Annotated in this window: 26 protein-coding genes and 1 pseudogene; 11 read left to right on the top strand and 16 right to left on the bottom strand. The window is 73.2% G+C overall.

The genetic code is table 11. The features are described 5' to 3' along the window. Positions 1–37: 37 nt before the first annotated feature. A complete protein-coding gene (gene ribA / locus ACFV1J_RS30505; RefSeq protein ID WP_385863421.1) occupies positions 38–730 on the bottom strand; it encodes a GTP cyclohydrolase II in 693 nt (230 codons plus the stop codon). A 128-nt stretch (positions 731–858) separates the two neighbouring features. Between ribA and ACFV1J_RS30500 the strand changes: the two genes are divergently transcribed. Together ACFV1J_RS30500 and ACFV1J_RS30495 are read left to right on the top strand one after the other, a co-directional pair. Further along, positions 859–1,617: a creatininase family protein gene (locus ACFV1J_RS30500; RefSeq protein ID WP_385863420.1), complete on the top strand. Its 759-nt coding sequence runs from the start codon at positions 859–861 to the stop codon at positions 1,615–1,617. After that, positions 1,610–2,254: pseudogene (locus ACFV1J_RS30495) on the top strand (RibD family protein); the annotation flags it as partial. The gene ACFV1J_RS30500 and the pseudogene ACFV1J_RS30495, both read left to right, overlap by 8 nt. Here the strand turns inward: ACFV1J_RS30495 and ACFV1J_RS30490 are convergent. From ACFV1J_RS30490 to ACFV1J_RS30470, 5 genes are all read right to left on the bottom strand, one after another. Then, the gene (locus tag ACFV1J_RS30490) at positions 2,168–3,361 is read right to left on the bottom strand and encodes a lysylphosphatidylglycerol synthase transmembrane domain-containing protein (protein ID WP_385863418.1); all 1,194 of its coding nucleotides are present in this window, start codon (positions 3,359–3,361) and stop codon (positions 2,168–2,170) included. The pseudogene ACFV1J_RS30495 and the gene ACFV1J_RS30490 overlap by 87 nt on opposite strands. Beyond that, positions 3,358–4,215 carry a methyltransferase domain-containing protein gene (locus ACFV1J_RS30485; protein ID WP_385863417.1) on the bottom strand — a complete coding sequence of 286 codons (858 nt, stop codon included), beginning with the start codon at positions 4,213–4,215 and terminating at the stop codon, positions 3,358–3,360. The genes ACFV1J_RS30490 and ACFV1J_RS30485 overlap by 4 nt, the downstream gene beginning before the upstream one ends. After that, positions 4,212–5,333, bottom strand: a complete 1,122-nt coding sequence (locus ACFV1J_RS30480) for a glycosyltransferase family 4 protein (protein WP_385863416.1) — start codon at positions 5,331–5,333, stop codon at positions 4,212–4,214. The genes ACFV1J_RS30485 and ACFV1J_RS30480 overlap by 4 nt, the downstream gene beginning before the upstream one ends. Further along, complete coding sequence (locus ACFV1J_RS30475) at positions 5,330–5,728, bottom strand: 6-pyruvoyl tetrahydropterin synthase family protein (protein WP_385863415.1); 399 nt, start codon at positions 5,726–5,728, stop codon at positions 5,330–5,332. The genes ACFV1J_RS30480 and ACFV1J_RS30475 overlap by 4 nt, the downstream gene beginning before the upstream one ends. A 74-nt stretch (positions 5,729–5,802) precedes the next feature. After that, entirely contained in the window at positions 5,803–6,792 is a 990-nt protein-coding gene (locus tag ACFV1J_RS30470) for a zinc-binding alcohol dehydrogenase (RefSeq protein ID WP_385863414.1), read from the bottom strand. Positions 6,793–6,900: 108 nt separating this feature from the next. Here ACFV1J_RS30470 and ACFV1J_RS30465 point away from each other — a divergent pair, with 108 nt between their 5' ends. Next, on the top strand, positions 6,901–7,695 hold the full coding sequence (locus ACFV1J_RS30465; protein ID WP_385863412.1) for a CDP-alcohol phosphatidyltransferase family protein: 795 nt from the start codon (positions 6,901–6,903) through the stop codon (positions 7,693–7,695). Here the strand turns inward: ACFV1J_RS30465 and ACFV1J_RS30460 are convergent. Beyond that, complete coding sequence (locus tag ACFV1J_RS30460) at positions 7,631–8,026, bottom strand: hypothetical protein (protein ID WP_385863411.1); 396 nt, start codon at positions 8,024–8,026, stop codon at positions 7,631–7,633. The genes ACFV1J_RS30465 and ACFV1J_RS30460 overlap by 65 nt on opposite strands. A 451-nt stretch (positions 8,027–8,477) precedes the next feature. Then, on the bottom strand, positions 8,478–10,784 hold the full coding sequence (locus tag ACFV1J_RS30455) for an ATP-binding cassette domain-containing protein (RefSeq protein ID WP_385863428.1): 2,307 nt from the start codon (positions 10,782–10,784) through the stop codon (positions 8,478–8,480). Positions 10,785–10,866: 82 nt separating this feature from the next. Between ACFV1J_RS30455 and ACFV1J_RS30450 the strand changes: the two genes are divergently transcribed. The 3 genes from ACFV1J_RS30450 (at position 10,867) to ACFV1J_RS30440 (ending at position 14,280) form a co-directional block, all read left to right on the top strand. Then, on the top strand, positions 10,867–11,667 hold the full coding sequence (locus ACFV1J_RS30450; RefSeq protein ID WP_385863410.1) for a TetR/AcrR family transcriptional regulator: 801 nt from the start codon (positions 10,867–10,869) through the stop codon (positions 11,665–11,667). 458 nt (positions 11,668–12,125) lie between these two features. Then, entirely contained in the window at positions 12,126–13,187 is a 1,062-nt protein-coding gene (locus ACFV1J_RS30445; RefSeq protein ID WP_385863409.1) for a nitrous oxide reductase family maturation protein NosD, read from the top strand. A gap of 64 nt (positions 13,188–13,251) precedes the next feature. Next, a complete protein-coding gene (locus ACFV1J_RS30440; RefSeq protein WP_385863408.1) occupies positions 13,252–14,280 on the top strand; it encodes a methyltransferase in 1,029 nt (342 codons plus the stop codon). Between the two features lie 69 nt (positions 14,281–14,349). Here the strand turns inward: ACFV1J_RS30440 and ACFV1J_RS30435 are convergent, their stop codons facing one another. The 7 genes from ACFV1J_RS30435 to ACFV1J_RS30405 form a co-directional block, all read right to left on the bottom strand. Beyond that, a complete protein-coding gene (locus tag ACFV1J_RS30435) occupies positions 14,350–14,682 on the bottom strand; it encodes a TcmI family type II polyketide cyclase (protein ID WP_385863407.1) in 333 nt (110 codons plus the stop codon). Positions 14,683–14,738: 56 nt separating this feature from the next. Then, positions 14,739–15,212 carry an SRPBCC family protein gene (locus ACFV1J_RS30430; protein ID WP_385863406.1) on the bottom strand — a complete coding sequence of 158 codons (474 nt, stop codon included), beginning with the start codon at positions 15,210–15,212 and terminating at the stop codon, positions 14,739–14,741. A gap of 1 nt (position 15,213) precedes the next feature. Beyond that, on the bottom strand, positions 15,214–15,501 hold the full coding sequence (locus ACFV1J_RS30425; RefSeq protein WP_385863405.1) for an acyl carrier protein: 288 nt from the start codon (positions 15,499–15,501) through the stop codon (positions 15,214–15,216). Between the two features lie 15 nt (positions 15,502–15,516). Next, the gene (locus tag ACFV1J_RS30420; protein WP_385863404.1) at positions 15,517–16,767 is read right to left on the bottom strand and encodes a ketosynthase chain-length factor; all 1,251 of its coding nucleotides are present in this window, start codon (positions 16,765–16,767) and stop codon (positions 15,517–15,519) included. Further along, the gene (locus ACFV1J_RS30415; protein WP_385863403.1) at positions 16,764–18,032 is read right to left on the bottom strand and encodes a beta-ketoacyl-[acyl-carrier-protein] synthase family protein; all 1,269 of its coding nucleotides are present in this window, start codon (positions 18,030–18,032) and stop codon (positions 16,764–16,766) included. Before ACFV1J_RS30415 ends, ACFV1J_RS30420 begins: the two co-directional genes overlap by 4 nt. Further along, on the bottom strand, positions 18,029–18,463 hold the full coding sequence (locus tag ACFV1J_RS30410) for a cupin domain-containing protein (protein WP_030083353.1): 435 nt from the start codon (positions 18,461–18,463) through the stop codon (positions 18,029–18,031). Before ACFV1J_RS30410 ends, ACFV1J_RS30415 begins: the two co-directional genes overlap by 4 nt. A gap of 63 nt (positions 18,464–18,526) precedes the next feature. Next, positions 18,527–19,645, bottom strand: a complete 1,119-nt coding sequence (locus ACFV1J_RS30405) for a TcmI family type II polyketide cyclase (protein ID WP_385863402.1) — start codon at positions 19,643–19,645, stop codon at positions 18,527–18,529. A 252-nt stretch (positions 19,646–19,897) separates the two neighbouring features. Here ACFV1J_RS30405 and ACFV1J_RS30400 point away from each other — a divergent pair, with 252 nt between their 5' ends. The 3 genes from ACFV1J_RS30400 (at position 19,898) to ACFV1J_RS30390 (ending at position 22,501) form a co-directional block, all read left to right on the top strand. Beyond that, complete coding sequence (locus ACFV1J_RS30400) at positions 19,898–21,532, top strand: FAD-dependent oxidoreductase (RefSeq protein ID WP_385863401.1); 1,635 nt, start codon at positions 19,898–19,900, stop codon at positions 21,530–21,532. A gap of 206 nt (positions 21,533–21,738) precedes the next feature. After that, positions 21,739–22,053 (top strand): hypothetical protein, encoded by a 315-nt coding sequence (locus ACFV1J_RS30395; protein WP_385863399.1) that lies wholly within the window; start codon positions 21,739–21,741, stop codon positions 22,051–22,053. Further along, positions 22,013–22,501 carry a glutathione peroxidase gene (locus ACFV1J_RS30390; protein WP_385863426.1) on the top strand — a complete coding sequence of 163 codons (489 nt, stop codon included), beginning with the start codon at positions 22,013–22,015 and terminating at the stop codon, positions 22,499–22,501. Before ACFV1J_RS30395 ends, ACFV1J_RS30390 begins: the two co-directional genes overlap by 41 nt. A 13-nt stretch (positions 22,502–22,514) precedes the next feature. Here the strand turns inward: ACFV1J_RS30390 and ACFV1J_RS30385 are convergent, their stop codons facing one another. Beyond that, entirely contained in the window at positions 22,515–22,919 is a 405-nt protein-coding gene (locus ACFV1J_RS30385; RefSeq protein WP_385863398.1) for an STAS domain-containing protein, read from the bottom strand. A 436-nt stretch (positions 22,920–23,355) separates the two neighbouring features. Between ACFV1J_RS30385 and ACFV1J_RS30380 the strand changes: the two genes are divergently transcribed. Beyond that, positions 23,356–25,314 (top strand): ABC transporter ATP-binding protein, encoded by a 1,959-nt coding sequence (locus ACFV1J_RS30380; RefSeq protein ID WP_385863396.1) that lies wholly within the window; start codon positions 23,356–23,358, stop codon positions 25,312–25,314. Between the two features lie 63 nt (positions 25,315–25,377). Beyond that, positions 25,378–25,860 carry a nuclear transport factor 2 family protein gene (locus ACFV1J_RS30375; RefSeq protein ID WP_385863394.1) on the top strand — a complete coding sequence of 161 codons (483 nt, stop codon included), beginning with the start codon at positions 25,378–25,380 and terminating at the stop codon, positions 25,858–25,860. Positions 25,861–25,980: the final 120 nt, after the last annotated feature.

Raw genomic sequence — 25,980 nt, 5'->3', positions numbered from 1 at the left:
CGCGAGCACTCCTCGCGGGCCCCGGACCACGTATACGTCAGGACTGGTGGGGGATGCGGTCGAGGTGCGGCAGGTCGTGGTCGAGCCGCTCGCGCTTGGTGCGCAGATAGCGGATGTTCTCCGCCTGGGGCTCGGCCAGCAGCGGGACGCGTTCGGTGACGGTGATGCCGTGCCGCAGCAACGCCGCGCGCTTGCGCGGGTTGTTGGACAGCAGCCGTACCGCGCGGACGCCGAGGTCGTCGAGGATCTGCGCGGCGGCGCGGTACTCCCGGGCGTCGACCGGGAGGCCGAGCGCGATGTTCGCCTCGACGGTGTCCAGCCCCTCCTCCTGGAGCTGCATCGCGCGGAGCTTGGCCAGCAGGCCGATGCCCCGGCCCTCGTGGCCCTGGAGATAGACCAGCACCCCGCGCCCGGCCGCCGCTATCGCGCGCAGGGCCGCGGCCAGCTGGTCACCGCATTCACAGTGCTGGGACGCGAAGGCATCGCCGGTCAGGCACTCCGAGTGCACCCGGGTCAGCACCGGTTCGCCGGTGACCTCGCCGTACACCAGCGCCACATGCTCGGTGCCGCTGGGCCGGTCGAGATAGCCCACCGCCCGGAACTCCCCGTAGGCGGTCGGCAGCCGGACCGACACCACCCGTGCCACACCGGGCAACGGGCGGGCCGCGTCGGGGGCGACGGCGAGGTCATGACCGGGGCGGGGGCCGCACAGGGCGTCGGGGTCCGTCATGGCCGCGATGGTACCCACGGGGGTCGGAACCCGGCAGCGATCACTCAGATACATGACAAGTATGCTGCGGCCCCCGCGTCCCGACCGGCTCCCCGGCGAGCCGACCGACGAAAGGCGGACCGATCCCGATGACCGCTCCCCCGCAACCGCCGCCGCCCGCCGGGCTGTTGCCGGCCGACACCACCGAGGACGTCCGACGGCGGCGGCCGCGGCTGGCGGTGCTGCCCATCGGCAGCTTCGAACAGCACGGCCCCTTCCTGCCGTTGACCACCGACACGGTCATCGCCTGCACCGTCGCCCGGGAGGTGGCCGCCGCCCATGACGTCCTGCTGCTGCCGCCGCTGACCGTCTCCTGTTCGCAGGAGCACGCCGCCTGGCCGGGGACGGTCAGCATCTCGGCGCGGACCCTGCACGCGGTCGTCACGGACCTCGCCGATTCGCTGCTCCGCTCCGGGATCGGGGCGTTGGTCCTGGTCAACGGGCACGGCGGGAACTACGTGCTGCGCAATGTGGTGCAGGAATCCGCCGGGCGCGGCATCCGGATGGCACTGTTCCCCGGCACCGCCGACTGGGACGCGGCGCGCGACCGGGCCGGAATACGCACCTCCGCGCACAGCGACATGCACGCCGGCGAGCTGGAGACCTCGATCCTGCTGCACGCCCATCCGGAACTGGTCAAGGACGGCTACGCCACCGCGGACTGCGTGGCCGACGACCGCCGGCACCTGCTGACGCGGGGACTGTCGGCGTACACCGCGTCCGGTGTCGTCGGCCGCCCCTCGCTCGCCTCCGCCCACAAGGGCCGGGAGCTGCTGGCCGGGCTGACCGAGGCGTTCGCCGAGTACGTGGCGCTGCTGGGTGCCGGGGCGGACGACGCCGATGACTGAGGTGCTGGGGAGCACGGAGGCGTGGCAGCGGCTGCGCCGGATCCGTACGGACGGGCAGGCCCGCGCCGCCGGGCTGGTGCGGGACGGCGACGGCACACCGCGCTGGGCGGAACCCGCCTCGTCCGGCGCCGCGGAGCTCGCCGAGCGCTATCTGCCGCTCTGCCTGGCCGGACCGCGGGTGGCGTTCGGGCAGTTGGGGCAGAGCCTGGACGGCTTCGTGGCGACCCGTACCGGCGATGCCGACTACGTCACCGGGACGGCCGACCGCCGCCATCTGCACCGGCTGCGGGCGCTCGCCGACGCCGTGCTGGTCGGGGCGGGAACGGCCGTGGCGGACGATCCCCGGCTGACCGTACGGGCCTGTGCCGGCGACAACCCGGTGCGGGTGGTGCTCGATCCGCGCGGCCGGGTGCCGGGCGGCAGCGGGGTGTTCACGGACCGGGCCGCGCCCACGCTGTGGGTGGTGGGGCCGGACGCCGCGCCGCCGCCGGACGTGCCGGGCGAGGGGGTCGAGGTGCTCCGGCTGCCCGATGCGGCGGCGTTCGCCCCGTCACGGCTGCTCGCGGCCCTGGCGCGCCGCGGCCTGGGCCGGGTGCTGATCGAGGGCGGCGGGGTGACCGTGTCGCGGTTCCTGCAGGCCGGTGCGCTGGACCGGCTGTACCTCACCGTCGCGCCGGTACTGATCGGGGACGGCGTGCCCGGCCTGCGGTTTCCCGGGACGACGGTGATGCGCGAGGCGCTCCGGCCGCCGCTGCGGCGCAGCCTGCTCGGGGAGGACACCCTCTTCGAGCTGGAGCTGCGGACGGCCGGCGCGGAGGGCGGCGCCCCACCGGACGCACAGGACCACGGCGCCGGGCAGGCTCGCGGCGAAGGCGAGCACGCCGTAGACGACGGCGGTGGCCAGGCCCTGCGCCGCGCCCAGCCCGGCGGCGCCGAAGGCCCAGGCGGCGACGCCCTCGCGGGGGCCCCAGCCGCCGACGTTCAGCGGCAGCGCCATCGCGAGCAGGGCGAGGACCACCAGCGGGACCAGCTCGGCGGTCGGCGCGGTGACGCCGGCGACCCGGGCGGCCAGGACGAACGTGGCGAGGTAGCCCGCGAGGACCACCGCGGAGGAGAGCGCGACACCGTACCGGACGCCGGGGGCGCCGAGGCCCTGGCGCGCCTCGGCCAGGAAGGTGCCCAGGGCGCGCCGGACGCGTGAGGTGCCGGGGAGCCGCCGCAGCCACCCGGCGAGGAGGAGGGCCGCCGCGGCCACCGCGGCGGCGGTCACGGCGGCGCCGGGTGAGGCCAGGGCGCGGAAGACCGGCGCCAGGACCGGTGACGGCCGGGCGGCCAGCACCACGGCCCCGGCGAGCACCAGCACCAGCTGGCCGGCGGTGCGCTCCAGCACCACCGCCCGCACCCCGCGGCCCAGGTCACCGGCGGCCCGGCCGTGCCCCACCGCGCGGTGCACGTCGCCCAGCACGCCGCCGGGCAGCGCCGCGTTGAGGAACAGCGCCCGGTAGTAGTCGGCGACCGCCCGGCCCAGCGGCAGCCGCAGGCCCAGCCCGCGGGCCACCAGACACCAGCGCCAGGCACTGCCGACCGTGGTCAGCAGGCCCAGGCCGAGGGCCGCGAGCAGCGCTCCGGCGTCGATCCGGCGCAGCCCGTCCAGGAAGGCGCCGGAACCCAGGTGCCACACCAGGGCGGCCAGGATGCCCGCCCCCGCGAGCAGCCGCAGCACCGCCCAGCCGCGCCGGTTCATCCCCCGTCCCCGGACGGCGGACCGGGCAGCGCCAGCAGATCGGTGTGGTGCACGGTCACGCCCAGCTCGCCCGCCGCGCACTGCTCCAGCCGGCGGCGCAGAAAGACCGCCGCCTCCGGTGCCAGTTCGGGCCGCTGGGCGTGTGCGGCGCCGACCCAGCCGCGCAGCCATTCGGCGGTCAGCGCGGACTCCGCGCAGCCCAGCCGCCAGGGACTGGGCCGCAACCGCACGGTCCAGCCGTGCCGTTCGAACGCCGCGACCGCCGCCGCGACCGCGTCCGGACCGAGCAGCGGGCGGGCTCCGTCGGTACGGCGCTGGTGGTCGTTGAAGGCGCCGGTCAGCTCGGCGTCGAGCGGATCGGGCGGGGTCAGCTCCACCCGTCCGGAGACCGAGAGCGCGAGCAGGACCGGGCAGCCGGCACCGGCGCAGGCCGCGGCGAGCGCCTCGATCTCGTCGCGGGTGAGCAGATCGAGCAGGGCGGAGGCGGTGACCAGCGAGGTCCCGGTGAGGTCGGCGGCGGTCAGGGCGGTCAGGTCGCCGCGTTCGGTGGTGGCCGTGACGGGCGTGCCGTCGGCGGCCGTTGCGGGCATCCGGGCGCCGGCCTCGGCGAGCAGCGCGGGGTCGTGGTCGTGCAGGATCCAGCGCTGCGGTCCGGGCAGCCGGACGGCGAGCCAGCGCGCCATGGAGCCGGTGCCGCAGCCCAGGTCGCGGATGACCAGACCGGGCGGGCCGGGCCGTCCGGCCAGCCAGGCGCGCAGCGGGCGGAGGAGTTCGGGGGCCCGGGCCGCGGCGTCGGCGCGTTCGCGCAACTCCAGCCAGCGGGACGGGAATCGGGGGCTGCCGACGGCGGTCATCGGCCGCTCCGGGGTTCGTGCCGAAGCCGTTCCAGCGCCTCGGCCAGACTGTGCGACGTCATCTCCCACCTCTCCAGCATGGCACGCCGTCCGTGCGCGGCTTCCCTCAGACGGTGCCGCAGCGCGCGGTCCGTGAGCCAGTCGCGCAGTGCGCCGGAGAGCGCCGCGGGCTCCCCGGAGGGGACGAGGAGGCCGGGCGGGGTGCCGTCGGGGGCCCGTCCGAGGGCCTCCGGTACGCCGTCGACGGCCGTGGCCAGGACGGGTGTTCCGCGGGCCAGCGCCTCGGTGACGACCATGCCGTAGGTCTCGGCGTACGAGGCGAGGACCAGCAGGTCGGCGGCGGCGTAGTGGGCGGCCAGCTCGGCACCGGTCCGTGGCCCGGCGAAGCGGACCCGGCCGTCGAGTCCCATTTCGCTTACCTTGCTGCGAAGTTGGGTGACATATGCGGAATCTCCACCGGGGCCGCCGACGAACGTGCAGTGCCAGGGCCGGTCGGCCACGGTCGCCAGGGCGTCGAGCAGCCGGCGGTGTCCCTTGCGCGGGGTGAGCGCGGCGACGCACAGCAGCGCGGTGCCGGCGTCGGTGCCGGGGGCGAGCGGGGCGGGGTCGGTCCCGGGCCGGGCCACGTGCACGCGGGCGGGCGGCAGCTGGTGGTGGGCGGTGATCCGGCCGGCGGCCCAGGCGCTGGTGGTCACGACGGCGCCCGCGGCGTGCAGGGCGCGGCGTTCGCGGGCGTCCAGCTCGGCCGCCGGGCCGGGTTCGAGCCCGGTCTCGTCGGCCAGCGGCAGATGGACCAGGATGCCGAGCCGCAGCCGGGCGGCCTCGGGCTCCAGGACCTCGGGGACGCCGCAGCCGACCAGCCCGTCGAGGAGGACCACCGCCCCGTCGGGCAGCTCCGCCAGCCGCCGGGCCAGCTCCGCGCGGTCGGCGGCGCCCGGCCGGGGCCAGGCGCCGGGCAGGGCGTGCGGGCGCACCCGCCACCCCGCCGCCGGGAGGCCCTGGCACACCCGGCGGTCGTAGGTGTTGCCGCCGCTGGGCGCCGCCGGGTCGTCGACCCCGCCGGGCAGGACGACGTGCACCGTCCGCTCCCCCGCCGGGGCGGCGCCGCCGGGGGTCACAGCGCGCGCTCGTAGCTGGCCCAGGCGATATGCGATTCATGCAAGGTGACCGATATGCCGGTCAGTTCGCGGGCGCCCTCGCCGAGGTTGCCGGCGTGCACGCGGTCCGCGAGCCGGTCGGCGATGACCTTGGCCAGCGCCTCCGTCGAGGTGTTGATGCCGGCGAAGGCGGGCTCGTCGTCGAGGTTGCGGTAGTTCAGCTCGCCGACCACGCCGGCGAGTTCCTGGGTGGCCAGGCCGATGTCGACGACGATGTTGTCGGCGTCGAGTTCGGGCCGGCGGAAGGTCGCGTCCACGATGAACGTCGCGCCGTGGAGCCGCTGCGCCGGGCCGAACACGGCACCGCGGAAGCTGTGCGCGACCATCAGGTGATCGCGGACGGTGATGCTGAACAAGGCCGTTCCTCCGGTGTGATGTCGGTCTCAGTGACGGTGTCGTGGGGGCGGATCCGGGCCCGGGGCGCCGGCGTCTACCGGCCGTCCGGCGGCGCGTACCGGATGCGGTGGCAGAGCGCCGGGAGCTCGCCGGAGGCGAGCCGGGGCAGCACCTGCGGCAGTTCCTCGAAGGCGGATTCCCCGGTGATCAGCGCGTCGAAGGCGGGATCGGCGAGGAGATCGAGGGCGAGCGCCATCCGGTCCGCGTAGCCGCGGCGGGTCCGCCGGGCCGGGGAGACGGTGCCGACCTGGCTGCTGCGCACGACCAGCCGGCGGGAGTGGAACGCCTCGCCCAGCGGCAGGCTCACCCGCCGGTCGCCGTACCAGCTCAGCTCCAGGACGGTGCCTTCCGGCGCGAGCAGTTCGAGGGCCCGGGCCAGCCCTTCCTCGGTGGCGCTGGCGTGCACGACGAGGTCGCAGTCGCCGAGGGCGTCGGCCGGCAGCGCGAAGTCCACGCCGAGCGCCTCGGCGGTGGCGGCGCGGCCGGGATCGACGTCGACCAACTGCACCCGTACCGCCGGAAAACGGGCGAGGAGGGCGGCCACACTGCACCCGACCATGCCGCCGCCGATCACCGCGATCCGGTCCCCGATCAGCGGCCCGGCGTCCCAGAGGGCGTTGACCGCGGTCTCGACGGTGCCGGCGAGGACGGCGCGGGCGGCGGGCACGGTGTCCGGTACCGGGGTGACGGCGTGGGCCGGGACGACGTAGTGCGTCTGGTGCGGGTACAGGCAGAAGACCGTACGGCCGCGCAGCGCGGGCGGGCCCTCCTCGACGACACCGACGTTGAGATAGCCGTATTTGACCGGCCCGGGGAAGTCCCCCTCCTGGTGGGGCGCCCGCATCGTGGTGTACTGGCCCGCGGGTACCCCGCCCCGGAAGACCAGGGTCTCGGTGCCGCGGCTCACCCCGGACCAGAGGGTGCGCACCAGCACCTCGTCGGGACCGGGCCCGGACAGCTCCGCCGGCCGGATCCCGCCCTGCCCTGGGGCGTTTGTCCAAAAGGCACAAGCGGCGCGCGGCAACGGAATCCTCCTGGACGCTACGGCGAGGGGTCCCCGATGCTGGGGATCAAGGACGCCGTCACCCTACGCGGCGCCCCCCGACTCCGCCACAGGTCCAAGGGAGGCACGGTGGCCGTACAAGAGCACTTCGACACAAGAGCCTTGGGGCCGGACACCACGGCGGGCATGGGCGTGCAGCTGCTGGTGCTGGAGGCGCTGTGCCGGGTGGTCGGGCTGGGCACCGCGGGGTGGCTGACGGGGTCGGCGTTCGCGGTGGTGACCTGGGCGGTGCTCACGCTGGCGCTGCGCCGGTCGTGGACCGGTTCGTTCGGGCCGGCGAACCGCGTCACGCTGGCCCGGGCGATCCTGGTGGGCGGGGTGACGGCGCTGGTCGCGGACTCCTTCGACCACCGGGCCCCGGTGGTGGTGCTGACCGCGCTGGCCACGGTGGCGCTGATCCTGGACGCCGTGGACGGTCAGGTGGCCCGGCGCACCGGCACGGCGACGCCGCTGGGGGCGCGCTTCGACATGGAGGTCGATGCGTTCCTGATCCTGGTGCTGTGCGTGTACGTGGCGATGCCGCTGGGCGTCTGGGTCCTGGCGATCGGCCTGATGCGGTACGCGTTCGTGGCGGCGTCCTGGGCGTGGCCGTGGTTGCGCGGTGCGCTGCCGCCCAGCATGGCCCGGAAGACGGTGGCGGCGCTGCAGGGCATCGTGCTGGTGGTGGCCGGTGCCGGGATCGTGCCGCGGACGGTGGCCGGGGTGGCGGTGGCCGGGGCGCTGGGGCTGCTGGTGTGGTCGTTCGGACGGGACGTCAGATGGCTGTGGCGGGTCCGGCCGGCGGCCCGGACGGCCGACCCTACGTGCCCGCGTGCCGTCCCAGATAGACGACCAGTGCGAGGAAGAGCAGCAACAGGTTCGTGACGAGGACGGAGAGCAGGATCCGGCGCAACGGGCCGGTGCGCGGCGGCCGGTGGGTGACCAGCACGGCGCCGGGCAGCCGGGCCAGCTGGAGGCCCGGGCGGAGCGCGGTGGTGCCCGCGCGCCGGACGCCGCAGGGCGCGAAGGCGTGGTGACGGGCGGTCGGCTGGGGGCAGCCGCGGCCGTGTCCACGGGAGCGGCGCAACGGCCCCCGGGCCGGCGGGCGCCCGCGGCAGGGGCGGCCGGCACCCGGGCCGGCGGGCGCCGGTATGCAGGTGCGGGAGCGGACCGCCCGCCAGGGCGGCGGCCCCTTACGGCGTGCTGCGCCGGACATCCGCGCTCACCCGGTCCCGACGGGGTGTGACCGGGCGCCGCTCACGTCCGCGCCTCTCCGGGCCCGTGCCCGGCCCGCACCGCGCGTCTGGTGTGCCCGTACCGACTCGGCGAAACCGCCCACGCATGGTCCTCCGCGTTCAGGCCGCACGGCCGTCGCGTCATCTGTTGAATTGCGGATTTCTGCAACTGTAGACGACGGGGGCGCCCGACCTGAATGGGTGGGCCGGACAAACCGGATGCCCTCCCGGTGCGGAATCCCGGTGGGCAGCCTCCCGGGACGTCCGCCGGGGGCCCCGGTCGGCACCGCGGCCGGAGCGCTGTCGTGGTGCGCCGCGGTGCCCGAGGGCGGGTCCGTGACGAGCAGCGCGGCGGAACGCGAGGGCGGTCAACTCCCTTGTGTACGGGGGGGCGTCGAGGCGGTCATGGGGTCCCCTCGCAGGTGGACGGGCTTAGGCCGCGGGCCTGCCGAGGTAGGTCCGCAGGTGGCGGGCCGTCAGGGAGTCGCCGGTGGCGACGAGCTCGGCGGGGGTGCCTTCGAAGACGATGCGGCCGCCGTCGTGGCCGGCGCCGGGGCCGAGGTCGATGATCCGGTCGGCATGGGCCATGACGGCCTGGTGGTGTTCGATGACGATGACGGTGTTGCCGTCGTCGACGAGCCGGTCGAGCAGGCCGAGCAGCTGGTCCACGTCGGCCGGGTGCAGTCCGGTGGTGGGCTCGTCGAGGACGTAGACGGCGCCCTTCGCGGCCATGTGGAGGGCGAGTTTGAGCCGCTGCCGTTCGCCGCCGGAGAGGGTGGTGAGCGGCTGGCCGAGGCCGAGGTAGGCCAGCCCCACGTCGGCGAGCCGGTCGAGGATGGTGCGGGCCTGCCCGGAGGGGAAGAACTCCCGGGCCTCGGCGACGGACATCGCGAGCACCTCGCTGATGTTCTTGCCGCGCAGGGTGTAGGTGAGCACCTTGGGCGTGAACCGCCGGCCCTCGCACTCCTCGCAGACGGAGGCCACACCGGCCATCATCGCCAGGTCGGTGTAGACCAGTCCGATGCCCTTGCAGGTGGGGCAGGCGCCTTCGGAGTTGGCGCTGAACAGTCCGGGACCGACGCCGTTGGCCCGGGCGAAGGCGGTGCGGACCGGGCCGAGCAGTCCGGTGTAGGTGGCCGGGTTGGAGCGCCGGGAGCCGCGGATCGGGGACTGGTCGGCGGTGATGACGCCGTCCCGTCCGCTCAGGGAGCCGTGGATCAGGGAGCTCTTGCCCGAGCCGGCCACGCCGGTGACGACGGTGAGCACGCCGAGCGGCAGGTCGACGCTGACGTCCTTGAGGTTGTGGGTGTTCGCGCCGGTGATGGCGAGGTGGCCGGTGGGCCGCCGGACCTGCTCGCGCAGCGGGGCGCGGTGGTCGAGATGGCGGCCGGTGAGGGTGCCGGAGGCCCGCAGTCCGGGGACGTCGCCGGTGTAGCAGAGCCGTCCGCCGGCCGGCCCGGCGCCCGGGCCGAGGTCGACGACGTGGTCGGCGACGGCGATGGTCTCGGGTTTGTGCTCGACGACGAGGACGGTGTTGCCCTTGTCGCGCAGCCGCAGCAGCAGTTCGTTCATCCGCTGGATGTCGTGCGGGTGCAGTCCGACGGTGGGCTCGTCGAAGACGTAGGTGACGTCGGTCAGGCTGGAGCCGAGGTGGCGGACCATCTTCACCCGCTGGGCCTCGCCGCCGGAGAGGGTGCCGGATTCCCGGTCCAGGCTCAGATAGCCGAGGCCGATCTCGACGAGGGATTCCAGGGTGTGGCGGAGGGTGGCGACCAGCGGGGCCACCGACGGGTCGTCGATGCCGCGGACGAATTCCACCAGATCGCTGATCTGGAGGGCGGAGCATTCGGCGATGTTGCGGCCGGCGATGCGGGAGGCGAGGGCCGCGGGATTGAGCCGGGCGCCGCCGCAGGCGCCGCAGGCGGTGAAGGTCACCGCGCGGTCGACGAAGGCCCGGATGTGCGGTTGCAGGGATTCCCGGTCCTTGGCGAGATAGGTCCGCCGGACCCGGGTCAGCAGTCCTTCATAGGTGAGGTTCGAGGTGCCGCGCTTGATTTTGGTGGCGGGTTTGTGCAGGAAATCGTCCCACTGCGCGGGGGTGAAGTCGGCGAGTTTCACGTCGGGATCGAAGAATCCGGAGTGCGCGAGGGTCTGCCAGTACCACGAGCCGACGGTGAATCCCGGGGCACTGATCGCACCCTCGTTGAGCGAGCGCGAGGTGTCCACGAGCTGGTCGATGTCGATGGTGGAGACCCGGCCGAGCCCCTCGCACTCCGGGCACATCCCCTCGGCGCTGTTGAAGCTGAACGCCGTGGAGGTGCCGGCGTGCGGGGTGCCCAGGCGGCTGTAGATGATCCGCAGCATGGTGTGGGCGTCGGTGGCGGTGCCGACCGTGGAGCGCGCGTTGGCGCCCATGCGTTCCTGGTCGACGACGATGGCCGCGCTCAGGTTGCGCAGGGCGTCCACGTCGGGCCGGCTGCGGGCCGGCATGAAGGACTGCACGAAGGCCGTGTAGGTCTCGTTGATCAGCCGCTGGGACTCGGCCGCGACGGTGCCGAAGACCAGCGAGGACTTCCCGGATCCCGAGACTCCGGTGAAGACCGTGAGACGGCGCTTGGGTATGTCCAGGGAGATGTCGGCGAGATTGTTCTCCCGGGCGCCGCGCACCTCGATCACGTCATGGCTGTCCGCCGTGTACCCGGTCCCGCTTTCCGGCTTTCCGACCTGCTCGGCCCCCATGTCAGCCGCCACCCCTCCTGATATCCTTACGCCGTAAAGAGTTCGCCGGGTGACGTTACTTTATGGCGTAAGGAGACGGCAAGTGGTGGTATTCGCCGGCCAGGGCGATCCCCGTCGGTCGATGGCTCTGCTGTGGCGCGACGAGCGCCCCGGAGGAGCGCGTGCACGGCAGTGGCCGGGCCCCAAGCCGGCCCTGAGCGTGGAGGTGATCGTCCGGGCGGGGATCGCGGTCGCCGACGCGGAGGGCATGGCGGCCCTGTCCATGCGCGCCGTCGGCGAGCGGCTGGGACGCACCGCCATGGCGCTCTACACCTACGTCCCGGGCAAGAACGAGCTGGTGGACCTGATGTACGACCAGGTACTGGCCGAGCTGCCGCAGGAGTACGACCTGACGGCGGGCTGGCGGGCCGCGGTGACGTCCTGGGCCGAGGACACCTGGCAGTTCTCCCTCCGCCACCCCTGGGTGCTCCAGGTCTCCCAGACCCGCCCGGTGCTCGGCCCGAACGAGTACCGCGCACTGGAGACCCTGCTCCGGCTGCTGTACGCCACCGGACTCGACTCCGCGGTGCTGCGCCCGGTGGTGGGGACGCTGGTGCACGTCGTGCGCGGGGCCGCGCGGACCGTCGCCGAGTCCCGGGTGGCCGCGGCCTCGACCGGGGTCTCCGACGAGGACTGGTGGCTGGCGCGGTCCGGGATGCTGGACGAGGTCGTGCCCGACTTCGCCGAACGCTTCCCGCTGCTGGTCCGGCTGGAGACCGAGGGCGCGGCCCCGGTCACGGACGACTCGGTGCCGTATCTGGAACGCGAGGCGCGGGCGACCTTCGAGGGCGGGCTGGCGGTCGTCCTGGACGGGATCGAGGCGGCGGTCCGGCGCGCCCGCTGATGCCGGGCCGGCCGCACCGGCCCCGCCGCCGAGGGCCGTTGGGGTGATGAAGGGGGCGTCCGGCCGGTTGCCGGGTGTCGTCGGCCGGGCTCCGCGCGTTGGTCTGCCATGACCGTCTTCCGCGTCCGACCCTGGTTCCTGCCGGCCAGCCTCACGGCGTTCCTGACCGAGGTGTGGCCGGACGGGCCGGCTGACCCCCCGTCGGATGCCGGGCCCGGGGACCGTGCGGACGCGGCGTCCGCTACCCGGTCAGGTGAGTGCCGGCCGGTCGATCCGCCGAGCGGCGGCACCCGCTGCGGCGAGCCCCCGCAGGACCCCGCTGACCGGCCCTGATGCGCAGCCGGACGGATGGCCGGCCAGCGGACTTGACGGCGTGTCGGACGCCGGCGGGCACGCCCTCCCCCGTCATCGGCGCACCACAAATGGCGAGCGGGATTGATCGCCCATAGCTTCGCCTCATGGCGCTACAACAGATGACACTCCTGGGCTGCGTCGCCGCGGTGATGGCCGGCGGACTGGGCGCGGCCCCTCCCAGCGATGCCCCGGGACGGCATGTGGTCCGCCCGGGCGAGTCCATCCAGCAGGCGGTGGACGCGGCCCGGCCGGGTGACACCGTCGTCCTCCGGCCCGGGGTCTACCGCGAGAGCGTGCTGATCACCACGTCGCGGCTGCGCCTCGTGGGGGCCGGCAAGAAGACGGTGATCCGCCCGCCGGCGAAACGGGCGGCGAACCGCTGCGGCAAGGAGGGCAACGGGATCTGCGTGCTCGGCTCGCGGCACCGTCCCCTCCGCGAGGTCAGCATCCGCGCGCTGACCGTCACCGGCTTCCGGCAGAACGGCATCTGGGCCTCCGGCACCGACCGGCTGTCCGTGCACCAGGTGACGTCCCACAAGAACGGGGTCTGGGGCATCGCGCAGGAGAAGTCCACCCGCGGCGTGATCCGCGACAACTTCGTCACCGGCAACGGCGACTCCGGCATCTTCCTGGCGAACACCGTCAAGGAGGAGGGCGGGGCGACCGACACCCTGGGTGCGTCGATCACCGAGAACCGGCTGTCCCACAACCGGATCGGCGTCACCATCCGCCGGGTCCGGAACCTGACGGTCGGCCACAACACCATCACCGGCAACTGCAGCGGGGTCTTCATCGTCGGCGACGAGTCACGCCCCCGGGCGGGCGCGCTGACCGTACGGGACAACGACGTCTCCCGGAACAACAAGCACTGCGCCGCCACCAAGCGGCTGCCGTTCCTGCAGGGCTCGGGCATCGTGCTCACCGGCACCGAGCGGGCGCTGGTGCGGCACAACCTGGTCCGCGACAACCGGGGCGATTCGCCGCTCTCCGGCGGCGTGGTGCTCTTCCACAGCTTCGTGGGCGCGCTCAACGAGCACAACACCGTCGTCGACAACGTCGTGCTGCGCAACAAGCCGGCCGATCTGGTCAACCGGGACCCCAAGGGCCGGGGGAACCGGTTCATCCGCAACGTCTGCCGGACCTCGAAGCCGGCCGGGCTGTGCTGACGGCCCACCGGGCCCGCCCGGTGCCACGGGTGCACTCACCTACCACGGGAGAATAGAGGCTCCAATGTCCACCGTAAGTCCCACGCCCCAGCCGGCCATGCGGCTGCGGGAGCTGATCTTCGGAGCCGCGTGCGCGGCGGCGGTACGGGCGGCGGCGCGGCTCGGCGTCGCCGACGCGCTCGGTGACCGGCCGGCCTCCGCCGAGGAGCTGGCCGCCGAGGTGAAGGCCGAACCGCGGCCGCTGGAACGGCTGTTGCGCGCGCTGTCCTGCTACGGGATCTTCGCCGAGACCGACGACGGGAAGTACGTCCACACCGACATGTCCCGGATACTGCGCGAGGACACCCCGAACAGCCTGCGCTACATCTCCCTGTGGTGCACCGAGCCGTGGACCTGGGAGGCGTGGCCGCGGCTGGACGAGGCGGTGCGCTCCGGGCGCAACGTCTTCGACGACCTGTACGGCAAGAGCTTCTTCGAGTACCTGCACCAGGACGCCACGGAGTCCGCCCAGGTCTTCGACCGGGCCATGACCACCTCCAGCAAGCAGTCGGCCGAGGACGTCGCCCGGCTGCTCGACCTGTCGAAGGCGCAGTCGGTGGCGGACATCGGCGGCGGGCAGGGCCATGTCCTCGCCAGCCTGCTGGAGAAGCACCCCTCCCTGGAGGGCACCCTGCTCGACCTGCCCACGGTCGTGGCGCATCCGGACCCCCGGCTGCGCGCCGGCGGCCCGCTCGCCCCGCGGGTGCGTCTGGTGCCCGGCGACTGCCGGGAGGAGATCCCGGTCCGGGCCGACGTCTACATCATCAAGAACATCCTGGAGTGGGACGACGACTCCACCCGCCGGACGCTGCACAACGTCAAGGCGGCGGCCCGGCCGGGCGCCCGGGTGGTGGTCATCGAGAACCTCGTCGACGACAGCCCGTCGATGAAGTTCACCACCGCCATGGACCTGCTGCTCCTGCTGAACGTGGGCGGCGCCAAGCACACCAAGGACAGCATGATCCGCCGGATCTCGGACGCCGGGCTGGAGGTGCACGACGTGCTGGTCGTCAACCCGTACCTGCACGCCTTCGAGTGCACCGTCCCGGCATGAGGACCGGGCCGCCGTGAATCCGCCCGCGAACGGCCGGGGCCCAGGGATCGCCTCGGCCCGGCCTGCGCGTCAGCTGCCGCCGTCGCGCTCCCAGCGGTAGAACTGCTGGGCCATCGCGTCCTTGGGGCTCCGCCAGGTCTCGGGGTCGTAGGCGCTGACGAAGGCGGACAGCTTGTCGCTCACCGCGCGGAACTCGGGGTGCTCGGTGACCTTCGCGATCTCCGGGCCGGGCGGCCGGTCGGATTCGATGAGGTGCAGGTACACGTCACCGAACTGGAACAGGGTCCGCCGCGAGACACCGACCAGGTGCGGCAGTTCCGTACGGTCGGACTCGCGGAAGACGTCCGCGATGTCCGGTGCCGAACCGGGTTTCATGCGGGCGACGATCAGAGCGTGATGCATCGGGAAGATCCCTTCGTTGCCGCCGGAGGGCGGTCCGGACGCGGCCCGGCGGGCCGTCAGCTGACGGCGGCGGACCGCAGCTCACGGTCCCGCTGCTCGATCTTGTCCCGGATGAGCTCCATCTGGATCCGGGAGTTGCGGTTGATGAGCTCGGTCATGCCCTTGTCGTCGACCGGGGCGTCCGGCTTCATCGCGAAGTCCTGGGTCCAGTGCATCGAGGTGCCGCCCGGGATCTCGGAGTACTTCCAGTGGATGTCCATGTGCGCGAACGGGCCGGTCTCGACCCGGCGGGCGCGGACGGTGCGACGGGCGCGGTCGACGACCCGCTCGGAGACCCAGCTCCAGACGGTGCCGTTGTCGTCCGGGTGCATGGTCAGCCGGAAGGTGGTCTTGTCGCCCTCGCGGGACAGCACCTCGACCGCCGCGTACTCGCTGAACAACTGCGGCCAGTTCTCGATGTCGTTGGTGATGTCCCAGACGAGGTCGAGGGGCGCGGCGATGGTGATGTCGTTCTCGGTGTGGCCGGGCATATCAGGCTCCTGTCGTAGGCACTTTGTCGGCTTCCAGGGGGGCTTTGCCGGGCGTGTTGACGAGGGCGAGGAAGTCGCGCGGCGTCTTGCAGCGCTCGGCGTCGGTCGGCATCGGCCGGCCGTGCCGGTTCTCCAGCTCGCCCACGATGCCCAGGAGGCCCAGCGAGTCGAGGCCGAACTCGGCGAAGGTCGAGTCGGCCCGGTTCGCCAGGTCCTTCGGGTCGACGGTCAGGCCGGCGGCGGACTTCATCAGCGCTGCCAGCTCGTCGAGAGTCAGTTGAGCGGTCATGTGCGGTTCTCCTTCTCACGAGGGGGACGGCGGGCCCTGCCGCAGCACCATGGCCGCGTTGGAGCCCATCAGTCCCCGGCTCAGCACCAGCGCCGTCCGCAGTTCGGCGGGGCGGGCCCGGCCGGTCACGACGTCAAGGTCGTGGCACACGTCGACGACGTTGGGGGTGGGCGGCACCACACCGTGTTCCATGGCGAGCACCGCGGCCGCGATGTCCAGGACGGGGGCACCGCAGTACGCCCGCCCGGTGCCGGTCTTGGGCGCGGTCACCGGAACCTGGGTGGCCTGCCGGCCCAGGGCGTCCGCGAGGGCCAGCGCCTCGGCCCGGTCGGCCGAGGGGACGCCCAGCGCGTCCGCGAACACCACGTCGATCTCGTCCGGGGCGCACCGCGCGTCCGCCAGCGCGCCGCGGATGGCGTGGGCGAGTCCGGCTCGGGACTCCTCCCACCGGGAGGCGCCGGTGAAGGTCGCGGCGTGCCCGGCCAGTTCGGCCCGGACGGGTGCGCCACGGCCCTCGGCCGCCGTCGCCTCCTCGACGACCAGCATCGCGCCGCCTTCGGCGGGCACGAATCCGCAGGCGCCGTCGGTGAACGGCCGGTAGGCGCGGACCGGGTCGTCGAGCGTGCTCAGATCGTCGTAGCCGAGCTGGCAGACGACCGAGTAGGGGGCCAGCGGTGCCTCGGCGGCGCCCACGACGACCGCGTCGGTGCCGCGCCGCAGGGTGCGGCAGGCGTGCGCCAGGGCGTCCAGGCCGCCCGCCTCGTCGCTGGCCACGACTCCGCAGGGGCCCTTGAAGCCGCCGCGGATGGAGATCTGGCCGGTGCTGGCGGCGTAGAACCAGGCGATCGACTGGTAGGGGCCGACGTACTTGGAGCCCTGGCCCCAGAGCCGCTGCAGCTCGCGCTGGCCGAATTCGCCGCCGCCGGATCCGGCGGCGGTGACCACGCCGACCGCGAACGGCGAGTCGGCGTAGTCGGCGCGGCCGAGGCGGGCGTCGTCCAGCGCGAGGTTGGCCGCCGCCATGGCGAAGTGGGTGAACCGGTCGGTCTGGACGAGGTAGCGCTCCTCGATCAGGTCCGCCGGGTCGAAGCCGCGTACCTCACCGGCGACCTTGAGCGGCAGGTGCTCGCAGCCCTCGCGGGTCACCCGGTCGAGGACGCTGATGCCTTCCTTGGTCGCCTTCCAGAAGGCGTCGGTGCTCACCCCGTTGGGGGCGATCACACCCATGCCGGTGACGACGCTACGTCGTTCCTTCGGGGAGCTCATGTTGCCCTCCCACCCTGTCGGGTCAGTACCACCGCTGACTGGAATCCGCCGAAGCCGCTGCCGACCGAGAGCACCGAGCGCAGCGGCACCTCCCGCGCCGTTCTGGGCACGTAGTCGAGGTCGCACTCCGGGTCCGGAGTCTCGTAGTTGGCCGTCGGCGGCACGACCTGGTGGGTCAGTGCCAGCACGCAGGCGACGATCTCGATGGCGCCGATCGCGCCGAGCGAGTGGCCCACCATGGATTTGATGGAGCTCATCGGCACCTTGTGGGCGTGTGCGCCCAGCGACCGCTTGACCGCGGCGGTCTCGTGCCGGTCGTTCTGCTGGGTGCCCGAGCCGTGCGCGTTGACGTAGTCGACCCGGGTGGCGTCGAGCTCGGCGTGGTCGAGGGCGCGGTTGATCGCCTCGGCCATCTCCAGGCCCTCCTGGGTCAGACCGGTCATGTGGTACGCGTTGCCGAAGGTGGCGTAGCCGCGGATCTCGCAGTGCACGGTCGCACCGCGGGCCCGGGCGTGCTCCAGTTCCTCCAGGACGAGCACGGCGCCGCCCTCGCCCATGACGAATCCGTCGCGGTGGGCGTCGAACGGCCGGGAGGCGTGGGCGGGGTCGTCGTTGTTGGCGGAGGTCGCCTTGATCGCGTCGAAGCAGGCCACGGTGATCGGGGAGATCGGCGAGTCCGAGGCGCCGGCGATGCAGACGTCGACCTTGCCCTCCTCGATGGAGTGGAAGGCGTAGCCGATGGCGTCGAGGCCGGAGGTGCAGCCGGTGGAGACGGTCTGCACCGGGCCGTGCGCGCCGACCTGTTCGGCCACCGCGGAGGCCAGCGAACTGGGCGAGAAGGCCCGCTCCAGATAGCGGCCGGCCGGCCGGTGGTCGACGTCCCAGCGCCTGCCGCGGTCGCTGACGGCGACATAGTCGTGTTCGAGGCGCGTGGTGCCGCCGACCGCGGTGCCCAGGGAGACCCCGATGCGCCAGGGGTCCTCCGCTTCGGGGTCCAGGCCGGCGTCGCGCAGCGCCTCGTCCGCGGCGACCATCGCGAACTGGACGTACCGGTCCGAGCGGGCGACCTGCTCCGCGCTCAGGCCGTGCGCCGCGGGATCGAAGTCGCATTCGGCGGCGATGCGCGAGCGGAATCCCTCCGGGTCGAAGAGGGTGATGCCACGGGTCGCCGTACGGCCGGCGGACAGCAGGTCCCAGAAGGCGGGCACTCCCACCCCGCCGGGCGCGACGATCCCGACTCCGGTGACCGCCACGCGGCGACTCATGACACCGGCTCCGTGCGTTCGGGCGGGGCGGCGGGGGTGCTCTCCTCGGTGCCCTCGGTGTCGACGTGACCCAGCTCGGGGCGGGGCGCCAGCGGGCCGAGGTGGAAGACCATCCGGGCCTCGACGTCCCCGACGTTGCGGAACCGGTGCCGCATGTAGGGCGGGATCAGCAGGCCCTGGTCCGGGCGCAGCGGGTGGGGCTCCCCGTCGAGGTCCACTTCGAGCGCGCCCTGGACGACGTACACGAACTCCTCGGAGTACGGGTGGTAGTGCTCGCCGATGCGCTCGCCGGGCTGTACGAGGGCCATGCCCATGAAGCCGCTCGTGGCGCCCACCGCGCTGGGTGTCAGCATGGCGCGCAGATCACCTCCGCGCCGGCGGTTGGGCTGGGTCTCGCTAAGGTCCACGATGCGTGGGCGGTGCGTGGTCATGGCTGATTCCTCCAGGGGCGTGAAGCCGGCGATGGGTTGGGGGGACCTGGGCGGGCGGACGTGTCAGGCGCCCGCGGACCGGCGGTCGGTGATCAGGGCCATGTCGCAGCGCGCCAGGAAGCGCGCGAGCTCGCGGTCGTTGGACAGACCGCCGGCCACTTCGGTGTCGAGCAGACGGCGCAGCACGGCCGTCTTGCGCGAACCGCGGATGCCGAGCGAGAGCAGCGGATCGCGGTCGAGCGGGATCCGCATGTCGATGAGCCGGACGACGACGTCGTCGCGCTGGAAGATGGTGCTGCCGGCGACGGGGCAGTCCGGGTCGTCGGCGGCCAGCTCGTCCTGGCGGGCCAGCATCCTGGCCAGCGCCATGCCGCAGCCCTCCTTGGCGGGGTAGAACAGCGCGTGGCGCCGTACGTCCTCGGGCCGCGCGCTGCCGGAGGCGACGTGGTGCACGGCGGGCAGGGCGGCGCGGGTGAAGAAAACCCGGGCGGAGTTCGGGTCGCTGAGGTCGCGGTCCTGCTCCAGGTAAGGGTTGATGGCCTCCTCGACGGCCCGGACCTCGGGCTGCTGGGAGACGTGGCGGAGCGCCGCGACCAGGTCGCCCTGCACCTCGACCGCGCGGACGACGCGGTTGCCGTGCATGAACAGGGAGGTGCGACGCAGCCGGGTGGTGTCGTCGACCCGGGCCTCGGGCGAGTCGTAGCCGGCCAGGATCTCGGCGACCTTGTCCTCGCTGCCGGGCTTGACGGTGAAGGTCAGCGCATGGCGCACCACGCCGTCACCGACCCGCGGGTTGGCCTGCAGCCGGCCCTTGGGGGGCTCGGGGGCCCGGGCGGCGATGTTCGAGGTCTCGCGCAGGACGCTGAAGCGCAGCGAGCGGGTGTCCCGGACGCAGGCGTGCAGCGGCTGGACCATCTTGACGTGCTCCTCGCTGTTGACCCAGGCGAGGAAGGGGGGTGCGCTCTCCCATTCGCTGGTGATCAGCCACTGCGAGGGGTTCTCGATGGACTGGCACAGCTGGTCGGTGAGGTGCCCGGGGACGGACGCGACCTGGTTGCGAAGGTGCTCATAGGCTTCCAGGAACTGCTGCTGGGCCCCGTCGTGGAGGTCCAGGAGCAGGACGACCCGGAGCCGGGAACCGTCGAAGGCTGACTGGGATATTCGTTCCGACAGCGTTGTCATCGTCTACGCATCTCCTTCGGTGCCCGATGGCCCCTGTGGTGCGTCGTCAGTTCCGGTGCGATCCGGGTGACTGAGCCGGATGGTGGGGCTGTCCGCCCCGGTTTCCGGGGGGCGTCCCGGATTCGATCGTGGCCGGGACGTACGGGCGGCGCGAGATCTGTGAGCCATGCAGGTGAACCGTGATCGAACAGGTCCGCGGCCGGGCATGCGTGCTCCATCTGCCCTCAATGCGCCTTGGAGCTGGAGCACGCCATGAATCCCACCCCCCGAGAACGGGTCCCGGTACTGGTCGTGGGCGGGTCCCTGGTGGGCCTGTCCGCCTCGCTGTTCCTGGGACGGCTGGGCGTACGGCACCTGTTGGTCGAGAAGCACCCGGACACCTCCCACCACCCGCGCGGGCGCGGCAACAACGTCCGCACGATGGAGCTGTTCCGGGTCGCCGGCGCCGAGGAGCGGATCCGCGCCGCGGCCTCGACCCTGGCCGGCAACCACGGGATCCTGCAGGCCCCTTCACTGACCGGCGACGAACAGGAGTGGCTGTTCAAGGAGATCGACCCGGGCGGCGGGCTGGCCCGGATCAGTCCGGCCGGCTGGTGTCTGTGCAGCCAGAACGACCTCGAACCGGTGCTGGTGCGGTGCGCCCGCGAGCACGGCGGCGACCTGCGCTTCTCCACCGAGCTGGTCTCCTTCGAACAGGACGCGGACGGGGTGACCGCGGAGCTGAAGAGCCGGGAGACCGGCGAGCGGAGCACCGTGCGCGCGGACTACCTCATCGCGGCCGACGGTCCCCGCAGCCCGGTGCGCGAGCGGCTGGGTATCGGACAGACCGGTCCGGGCGACCTGTTCCACAACGTGAGCATCACCTTCCGCGCCCCCGAGCTGGCGGAGGTGGTGGGCGACCGCCGCTTCATCGCCTGCTACCTGACCAACCCGGAGGCCGACGGCGCCCTGCTGCCGGTGGACAACGAGCGGGACTGGGTCTTCCACGCGCCCTGGCACCCCGACCAGGGCGAAACCCTGGAGGACTTCACCGACGAGCGGTGCATCGACCACATCCGGCGAGCCACCGGCGCACTGGACATGGCGGTGGAGATCACCGGCAAGGCCCCGTGGCACGCCGCCGAGCGGGTCGCCGAACGGTACGGCGAGGGCCGGGTCTTCCTCGCCGGCGACGCGGCCCACGAGATGTCGCCCACCGGCGCGTTCGGCTCGAACACCGGCATCCAGGACGCCCACAACCTGGCCTGGAAGATCGCCGCCGCCCTGGACGGTGCGGCGGGGCCGGGGCTTTTGGCGACGTACGAGGCGGAGCGGCTGCCGGTGGCCCGGGAGACCAGCGCCCGCGCCTCGGCCCGCTCCGCCGAGCACAGCCACCCCGGGTACGCACCGGCGCCCGGGGCCGGCGGCGGCCGGCAGCGCGGGGTGCTCACCGTCGCGCTGGGCTACTGCTACCCGCGCGGCGCGGTCGTCGGCGCCGACCCCGAACTGCCGGTCGTTCCGGACCAGTTGCGGATGACCGGCGAGCCGGGCACCCGCGCCCCGCACATGTGGCTGACCGGCCCGGAGGGCCGCCGTTCCACCCTCGACCTGTACGAGACCTCGTTCACCCTGCTGTCCGGCTCCGACGGTGACATGTGGCGCACCGCGGCCAAGGGCGCCGTCCAGCGCTTCGGGGTGCGGCTGAACTGCTACCTGGTCGGTACCGAACCGGACGACGACCTGGCTCCGGAGGACGGCGCCGACTGGGCGGAGAAGCACGGCACGACGCCCGAGGGCGCGGTACTGGTGCGTCCGGACGGCTATGTGGCGTGGCGGGCGGAGGGCCGGGTGGCCGATCCCGAGGCGGCGCTCGCGGAGGTCTTCGAAGCCCTGCTGTGCCGGACCTGATCCGGGCCTGATCCGGGGCCGATCCACCCCGCGCGCCCCTGGCGTTGCGTCCGGTGGTGCTGAGGTGAGCGAAGGGGCCGGCGGTGCGTCCGCCGGCCCCTTCGCTCCGGGAACGTATCTTCTGCCCGTCACCACCGCAGGGGCATCTGCGGACCGCCCCGGCCGCGTCCCGCAACCCGGGCGCCGATTTCCGGTTGAGTCCGGGCATGGATGTCAAGAAGCCCGCCTCGCACCCTTTTCAGCGGATCTCGCTGCCGCACCGGCCCCCGTCGCTGCCGCCGCCGCCCGCCCCTCAGGCGCGCCGGCCGCCCGAGGAGGACACGCCGATCTTCGACCAGCTGCTCAAGGAGTGGCGGGCCGGCACCCTGCGTCCTACGGTTTCCTGGCCCACCGACGAACCGGGGAAGATCAGGGCGGGCGGCGCCGTTGGGAACGACGAGGGCCGTCCCCGTCCGCGTACCCGTGAAGAGGAGCATGACCGTGAGCCTGTACGACATCCCGCTGCGCACCCTGACCGGTGAGCCCGCCTCGCTCGCCGACCACCGCGGCAAGGCGCTGCTGGTGGTCAACGTGGCGTCCAAGTGCGGGCTGACCCCGCAGTACGAAGGTCTGGAGCGGCTGCAGCAGCGCTATGCGGACCGGGGCTTTTCCGTACTGGGCTTCCCCAGCAACCAGTTCGCGGGCCAGGAGCCCGGCACCGCCGAGGAGATCGCCACGTTCTGCTCGACGACGTACGGCGTCAGTTTCCCGCTCTTCGAGAAGGGCGACGTCAACGGCGCCGGCCGGCAGCCGCTGTACGTGGAGCTGACGGCCGCCGCGGATGCCGAAGGGACCGCCGGCGACGTCCAGTGGAACTTCGAGAAGTTCCTGATCGACACCGAGGGCCGGGTCGCGGGCCGCTTCCGGCCGCGCACCGAGCCGGAGGCTCCCGAACTGGTCGCCGCGATCGAGGCGGCCCTGCCGGCCTGAGCCCGGGCGGGCCTCACGCCACGGCGATGTCCGCGCCCTCGGCCGCTCCGGCGCCGTCGCCGCCGGTGCCGGGGGCGTCGTCCGGCACGAGCGCGAAATGACCGGTCAGCCCGGTCATCCGGAGCAGCCGGGCGACGCTGCCGTCGTCCGTGACACCGGCCAGCCGCAGCCGGCCGCCCCGCTGCCCGGTCCGGTAGCGGGCGCGGCTGAGCAGCGAGAGTCCGGCGCAGTCGATGAAGGTCACCGCGCGCACGTCGAGCACGAGGTCGGCGCCCTGCGCACAGGTGAGGTCGTCCATCCGGCCGGAGAGCACCGACACGGCGAAGATGTCCAGCTCCCCGCGGAGCTCGAAGACGGTCGCGCCGTCGGCGGCGCGGCCGGGTCCCACAATTCTCGGGTAGTACTGACGTTCGTCCATCGGCCCGGCCCACTTTCGTGCCGCGGCACCGGAAACGGCATGCGCCACGGCGGATACGTACAAGAGAGGCGGGGGGCGCCCGGCACGATCCGGGCGGGTCGGCCCGTTTCCAGGGCGTCGTTGCGCTTGAGTTGTCTACGGCTTACCCGCCGTTCCGCCACCTCAACTCCCCGGCGTACGCCGCCTCACGAGGTTGTCTCAAAGTCGCCCCTCGGCGCGCGGCGAACGGTATCCACACCCCGCACGCCCTCATCTGCCGACGGCCCCGTCGGCTGGTTCGCGCAGGAGGTCGGCGTGCCGTACACCAGCTCCCCCAAGACCCGGAGGGGGCCCACGGGAATCGCTTGACCTCAATATTGGTTGAGGTCCTAGGTTCCTTTCATGTCGCCGGTCACTCACGGCGATCCCGTGACGACCCGGCACACAGGAGGCCACCATGGACATGGAAGTCACCGCCTGGCACTCGCTGCACAGCACGATGACCGCGCAGCAGGGCCGGCACCGCTTCTCCCGCGGCACACTGCGCCGCATCGCGGCGTTCGCCCGGCCGCACCGGCGGCATCTGATCTGGTTCCTGGTGCTGAGCACGGTGACCGCGATGCTCGCGGTGGCCACCCCGCTGCTCGCCGGCCGGGTGGTGGACGCGATCGTCGGCGGTGACTCGTCCGCCCTCGTGGTCGGACTGTCCGGGCTGATCGCCGTGATCGCCCTCGCCGAGGCGGCCCTGGGGCTGCTGACCCGCTGGCTGTCGGCGAGCATCGGAGAGGGACTGATCCTGGACCTGCGGACCACCGTCTACGACCACGTCCAGCGGATGCCGATCGCCTTCTTCACCCGTACCCGCACCGGAGCCCTGGTCAGCCGGCTCAACAACGACGTGATCGGCGCCCAGCGGGCGTTCAGCGACACCCTCTCCGGAGTCGTCAGCAACATCGTCACGCTGCTGCTCACGCTCGGCGTGATGCTCAGCCTGTCCTGGCAGATCACCCTGATCGCCCTGGTGCTGCTGCCGGTGTTCGTGCTGCCCGCCCGCCGGGTCGGCCGCCGGCTGGCGGCACTGCGCCGGGAGGGCGCCGACCACAACGCGGCGATGGGGACGCAGATGACCGAGCGGTTCTCCGCACCGGGCGCCACCCTCGTCAAGCTGATGGGCCGGCCGGCCCGCGAGTCCGCCGAGTTCGCCGTCCGGGCCCGCCGGGTCCGCGACATCGGCGTCCGCTCGGCCATGGTCCAGACGTACTTCGTCACCGCGCTGACCCTGGTCTCCGCCCTGGCGCTGGCCGTCGTCTACGGCCTCGGCGGCTTCCTGGCGCTGCGCGGGCAGTTGGAGGCCGGTGCGATCGTCTCGCTCGCCCTTCTGCTCACCCGCCTCTACGCGCCGCTGACCGCGCTGTCCGGCGCCCACATCGAGGTGATGAGCGCCCTGGTCAGCTTCGAGCGGGTCTTCGAGGTGCTCGACCTCGAACCGCTGATCGCCGAGAAGCCGGACGCCCGCGAGGTCCCCGACGGCCCGGTGTCGGTGGAGTTCGACTCCGTACGCTTCGGCTACCCGTCCGCCGACAAGGTCTCGCTGGCCTCCCTGGAGGAGGTCGCCACCCTCGACACCCGCGGCGGCGAAGAGGTGCTGCACGGCATCTCCTTCCGCGCCGAACCCGGCCAGATGGTCGCCCTGGTCGGCTCCTCGGGCGCCGGCAAGTCGACCGTCGCCCAACTGCTGCCACGGCTGTACGACGCGGACTCCGGCGCGGTCCGGCTGTCCGGCGTGGACGTCCGCGACCTGACCGCCGCCTCGCTGCGCGCCACCCTCGGCATGGTCACCCAGGACGGCCACCTCTTCCACGACTCCATCCGCGAGAACCTGCTGCTCGCCAAGCCGGAGGCGACCGAGGACGAGCTGTGGGACGCGCTGCGCCGGGCCCGCCTGGAGGAGCTGATCGCCGGCCTCCCCGACCGCCTGGACACGGTCGTCGGCGAGCGCGGCTACCGCCTCTCCGGCGGCGAACGCCAGCGGCTGACCATCGCCCGGCTGCTGCTGGCCCACCCCCGGGTGGTGATCCTGGACGAGGCCACCGCCCACCTGGACAACACCTCGGAGGCGGCGGTCCAGGAGGCGCTCGGTGAGGCCCTGGAGGGACGTACCGCGCTGGTCATCGCCCACCGGCTGTCGACCGTACGCGCCGCCGACCTGATCCTGGTCGTCGAGGGCGGCCGGATCGTCGAACGCGGAACCCACGAGACGCTGCTGGCGGCCGGCGGGCGGTACGCCGAGCTGTACCGGACCCAGTTCACCGAGGCGACGGCCTCGCCCACCGGGTCGCCCGCGGTCCCGGACGCCGGGACCGCACCCGCCGGCGCCGGCGACGACCTCCTGGTGGATCCGGCACTGGTGAACTGAACACGGCATGCGGAAGGCCCCCACCTCTTGGCGGGGGCCTTCCGCATGCCGAAAACTGAGGAGATGACGCAGCGCGCGGAACACTCCACCGTCATGGACCGGCTCGCCCTGGACGATCTGGTCACCTGCTACGCGCTCGCCGTTGACGACGGCGACTGGCCCGGCTACCTGGCCCTTTTCGCCCCGGGCGCCCGGGTCGACTACCGCTCGGCGGGCGGTATCGAGGGCAGCGCCGAGGACGTCGCCGGCTGGCTGGCCGAGATGCTGCGGCACTTCGTGATCCGCCAGCACCTGATCGTCAACCGCCGGATCACCCTGGCCTCCCAGGACGGCGCACCGGGCGACACGGCCGCCATCCGGGCCGACTACCTCAATCCGATGCGGCTGGCCGGCCCGGCGACCGACGCCGACGGCGGGCCCACCGCCCCCAACTACACCTGCGCCGGCCGCTACGACTTCACCGCCCGCCGCACCCCGGACGGCTGGCGGCTGACCGGCGTCGTCGTACGGGAGAAATGGCGGGAGGTGCGACAGGAGAGCGACTGACCCACGGCGGTACGCGGCCACGCGCACCTCGGCCGTCCCGGCGAGGGTCCGGCGCCCTCGGGCGAGGCCCCCTTTCCTTGATCGCACCGTCCGCGCACACTGAGCGTCCGGCCGGTCCCG

The sequence above is a fragment of the Streptomyces sp. NPDC059649 genome (genome assembly GCF_042734445.1).
In the GTDB taxonomy this organism is placed as follows: domain Bacteria; phylum Actinomycetota; class Actinomycetes; order Streptomycetales; family Streptomycetaceae; genus Streptomyces.
Note: the sequence above shows the minus strand (reverse complement) of the source record. Positions and strands in the feature narration are given on the sequence as shown.

Coding starts and splice junctions, on each gene's coding strand:
- ACFV1J_RS30395 (WP_385863399.1), top strand. CDS start 21,739: ATGGATGTCAAGAAGCCCGCCTCGCACCCTTTTCAGCGGATCTCGCTG.
- ACFV1J_RS30400 (WP_385863401.1), top strand. CDS start 19,898: ATGAATCCCACCCCCCGAGAACGGGTCCCGGTACTGGTCGTGGGCGGG.
- ACFV1J_RS30455 (WP_385863428.1), bottom strand. CDS start 10,784: ATGGGGGCCGAGCAGGTCGGAAAGCCGGAAAGCGGGACCGGGTACACG.
- ribA (WP_385863421.1), bottom strand. CDS start 730: ATGACGGACCCCGACGCCCTGTGCGGCCCCCGCCCCGGTCATGACCTC.
- ACFV1J_RS30410 (WP_030083353.1), bottom strand. CDS start 18,463: ATGACCACGCACCGCCCACGCATCGTGGACCTTAGCGAGACCCAGCCC.
- ACFV1J_RS30405 (WP_385863402.1), bottom strand. CDS start 19,645: ATGACAACGCTGTCGGAACGAATATCCCAGTCAGCCTTCGACGGTTCC.
- ACFV1J_RS30435 (WP_385863407.1), bottom strand. CDS start 14,682: ATGCATCACGCTCTGATCGTCGCCCGCATGAAACCCGGTTCGGCACCG.
- ACFV1J_RS30445 (WP_385863409.1), top strand. CDS start 12,126: ATGGCGCTACAACAGATGACACTCCTGGGCTGCGTCGCCGCGGTGATG.
- ACFV1J_RS30415 (WP_385863403.1), bottom strand. CDS start 18,032: ATGAGTCGCCGCGTGGCGGTCACCGGAGTCGGGATCGTCGCGCCCGGC.
- ACFV1J_RS30385 (WP_385863398.1), bottom strand. CDS start 22,919: ATGGACGAACGTCAGTACTACCCGAGAATTGTGGGACCCGGCCGCGCC.
- ACFV1J_RS30420 (WP_385863404.1), bottom strand. CDS start 16,767: ATGAGCTCCCCGAAGGAACGACGTAGCGTCGTCACCGGCATGGGTGTG.
- ACFV1J_RS30425 (WP_385863405.1), bottom strand. CDS start 15,501: ATGACCGCTCAACTGACTCTCGACGAGCTGGCAGCGCTGATGAAGTCC.
- ACFV1J_RS30490 (WP_385863418.1), bottom strand. CDS start 3,361: ATGAACCGGCGCGGCTGGGCGGTGCTGCGGCTGCTCGCGGGGGCGGGC.
- ACFV1J_RS30440 (WP_385863408.1), top strand. CDS start 13,252: ATGTCCACCGTAAGTCCCACGCCCCAGCCGGCCATGCGGCTGCGGGAG.
- ACFV1J_RS30430 (WP_385863406.1), bottom strand. CDS start 15,212: ATGCCCGGCCACACCGAGAACGACATCACCATCGCCGCGCCCCTCGAC.
- ACFV1J_RS30485 (WP_385863417.1), bottom strand. CDS start 4,215: ATGACCGCCGTCGGCAGCCCCCGATTCCCGTCCCGCTGGCTGGAGTTG.
- ACFV1J_RS30375 (WP_385863394.1), top strand. CDS start 25,378: ATGACGCAGCGCGCGGAACACTCCACCGTCATGGACCGGCTCGCCCTG.
- ACFV1J_RS30380 (WP_385863396.1), top strand. CDS start 23,356: ATGGACATGGAAGTCACCGCCTGGCACTCGCTGCACAGCACGATGACC.
- ACFV1J_RS30460 (WP_385863411.1), bottom strand. CDS start 8,026: ATGTCCGGCGCAGCACGCCGTAAGGGGCCGCCGCCCTGGCGGGCGGTC.
- ACFV1J_RS30500 (WP_385863420.1), top strand. CDS start 859: ATGACCGCTCCCCCGCAACCGCCGCCGCCCGCCGGGCTGTTGCCGGCC.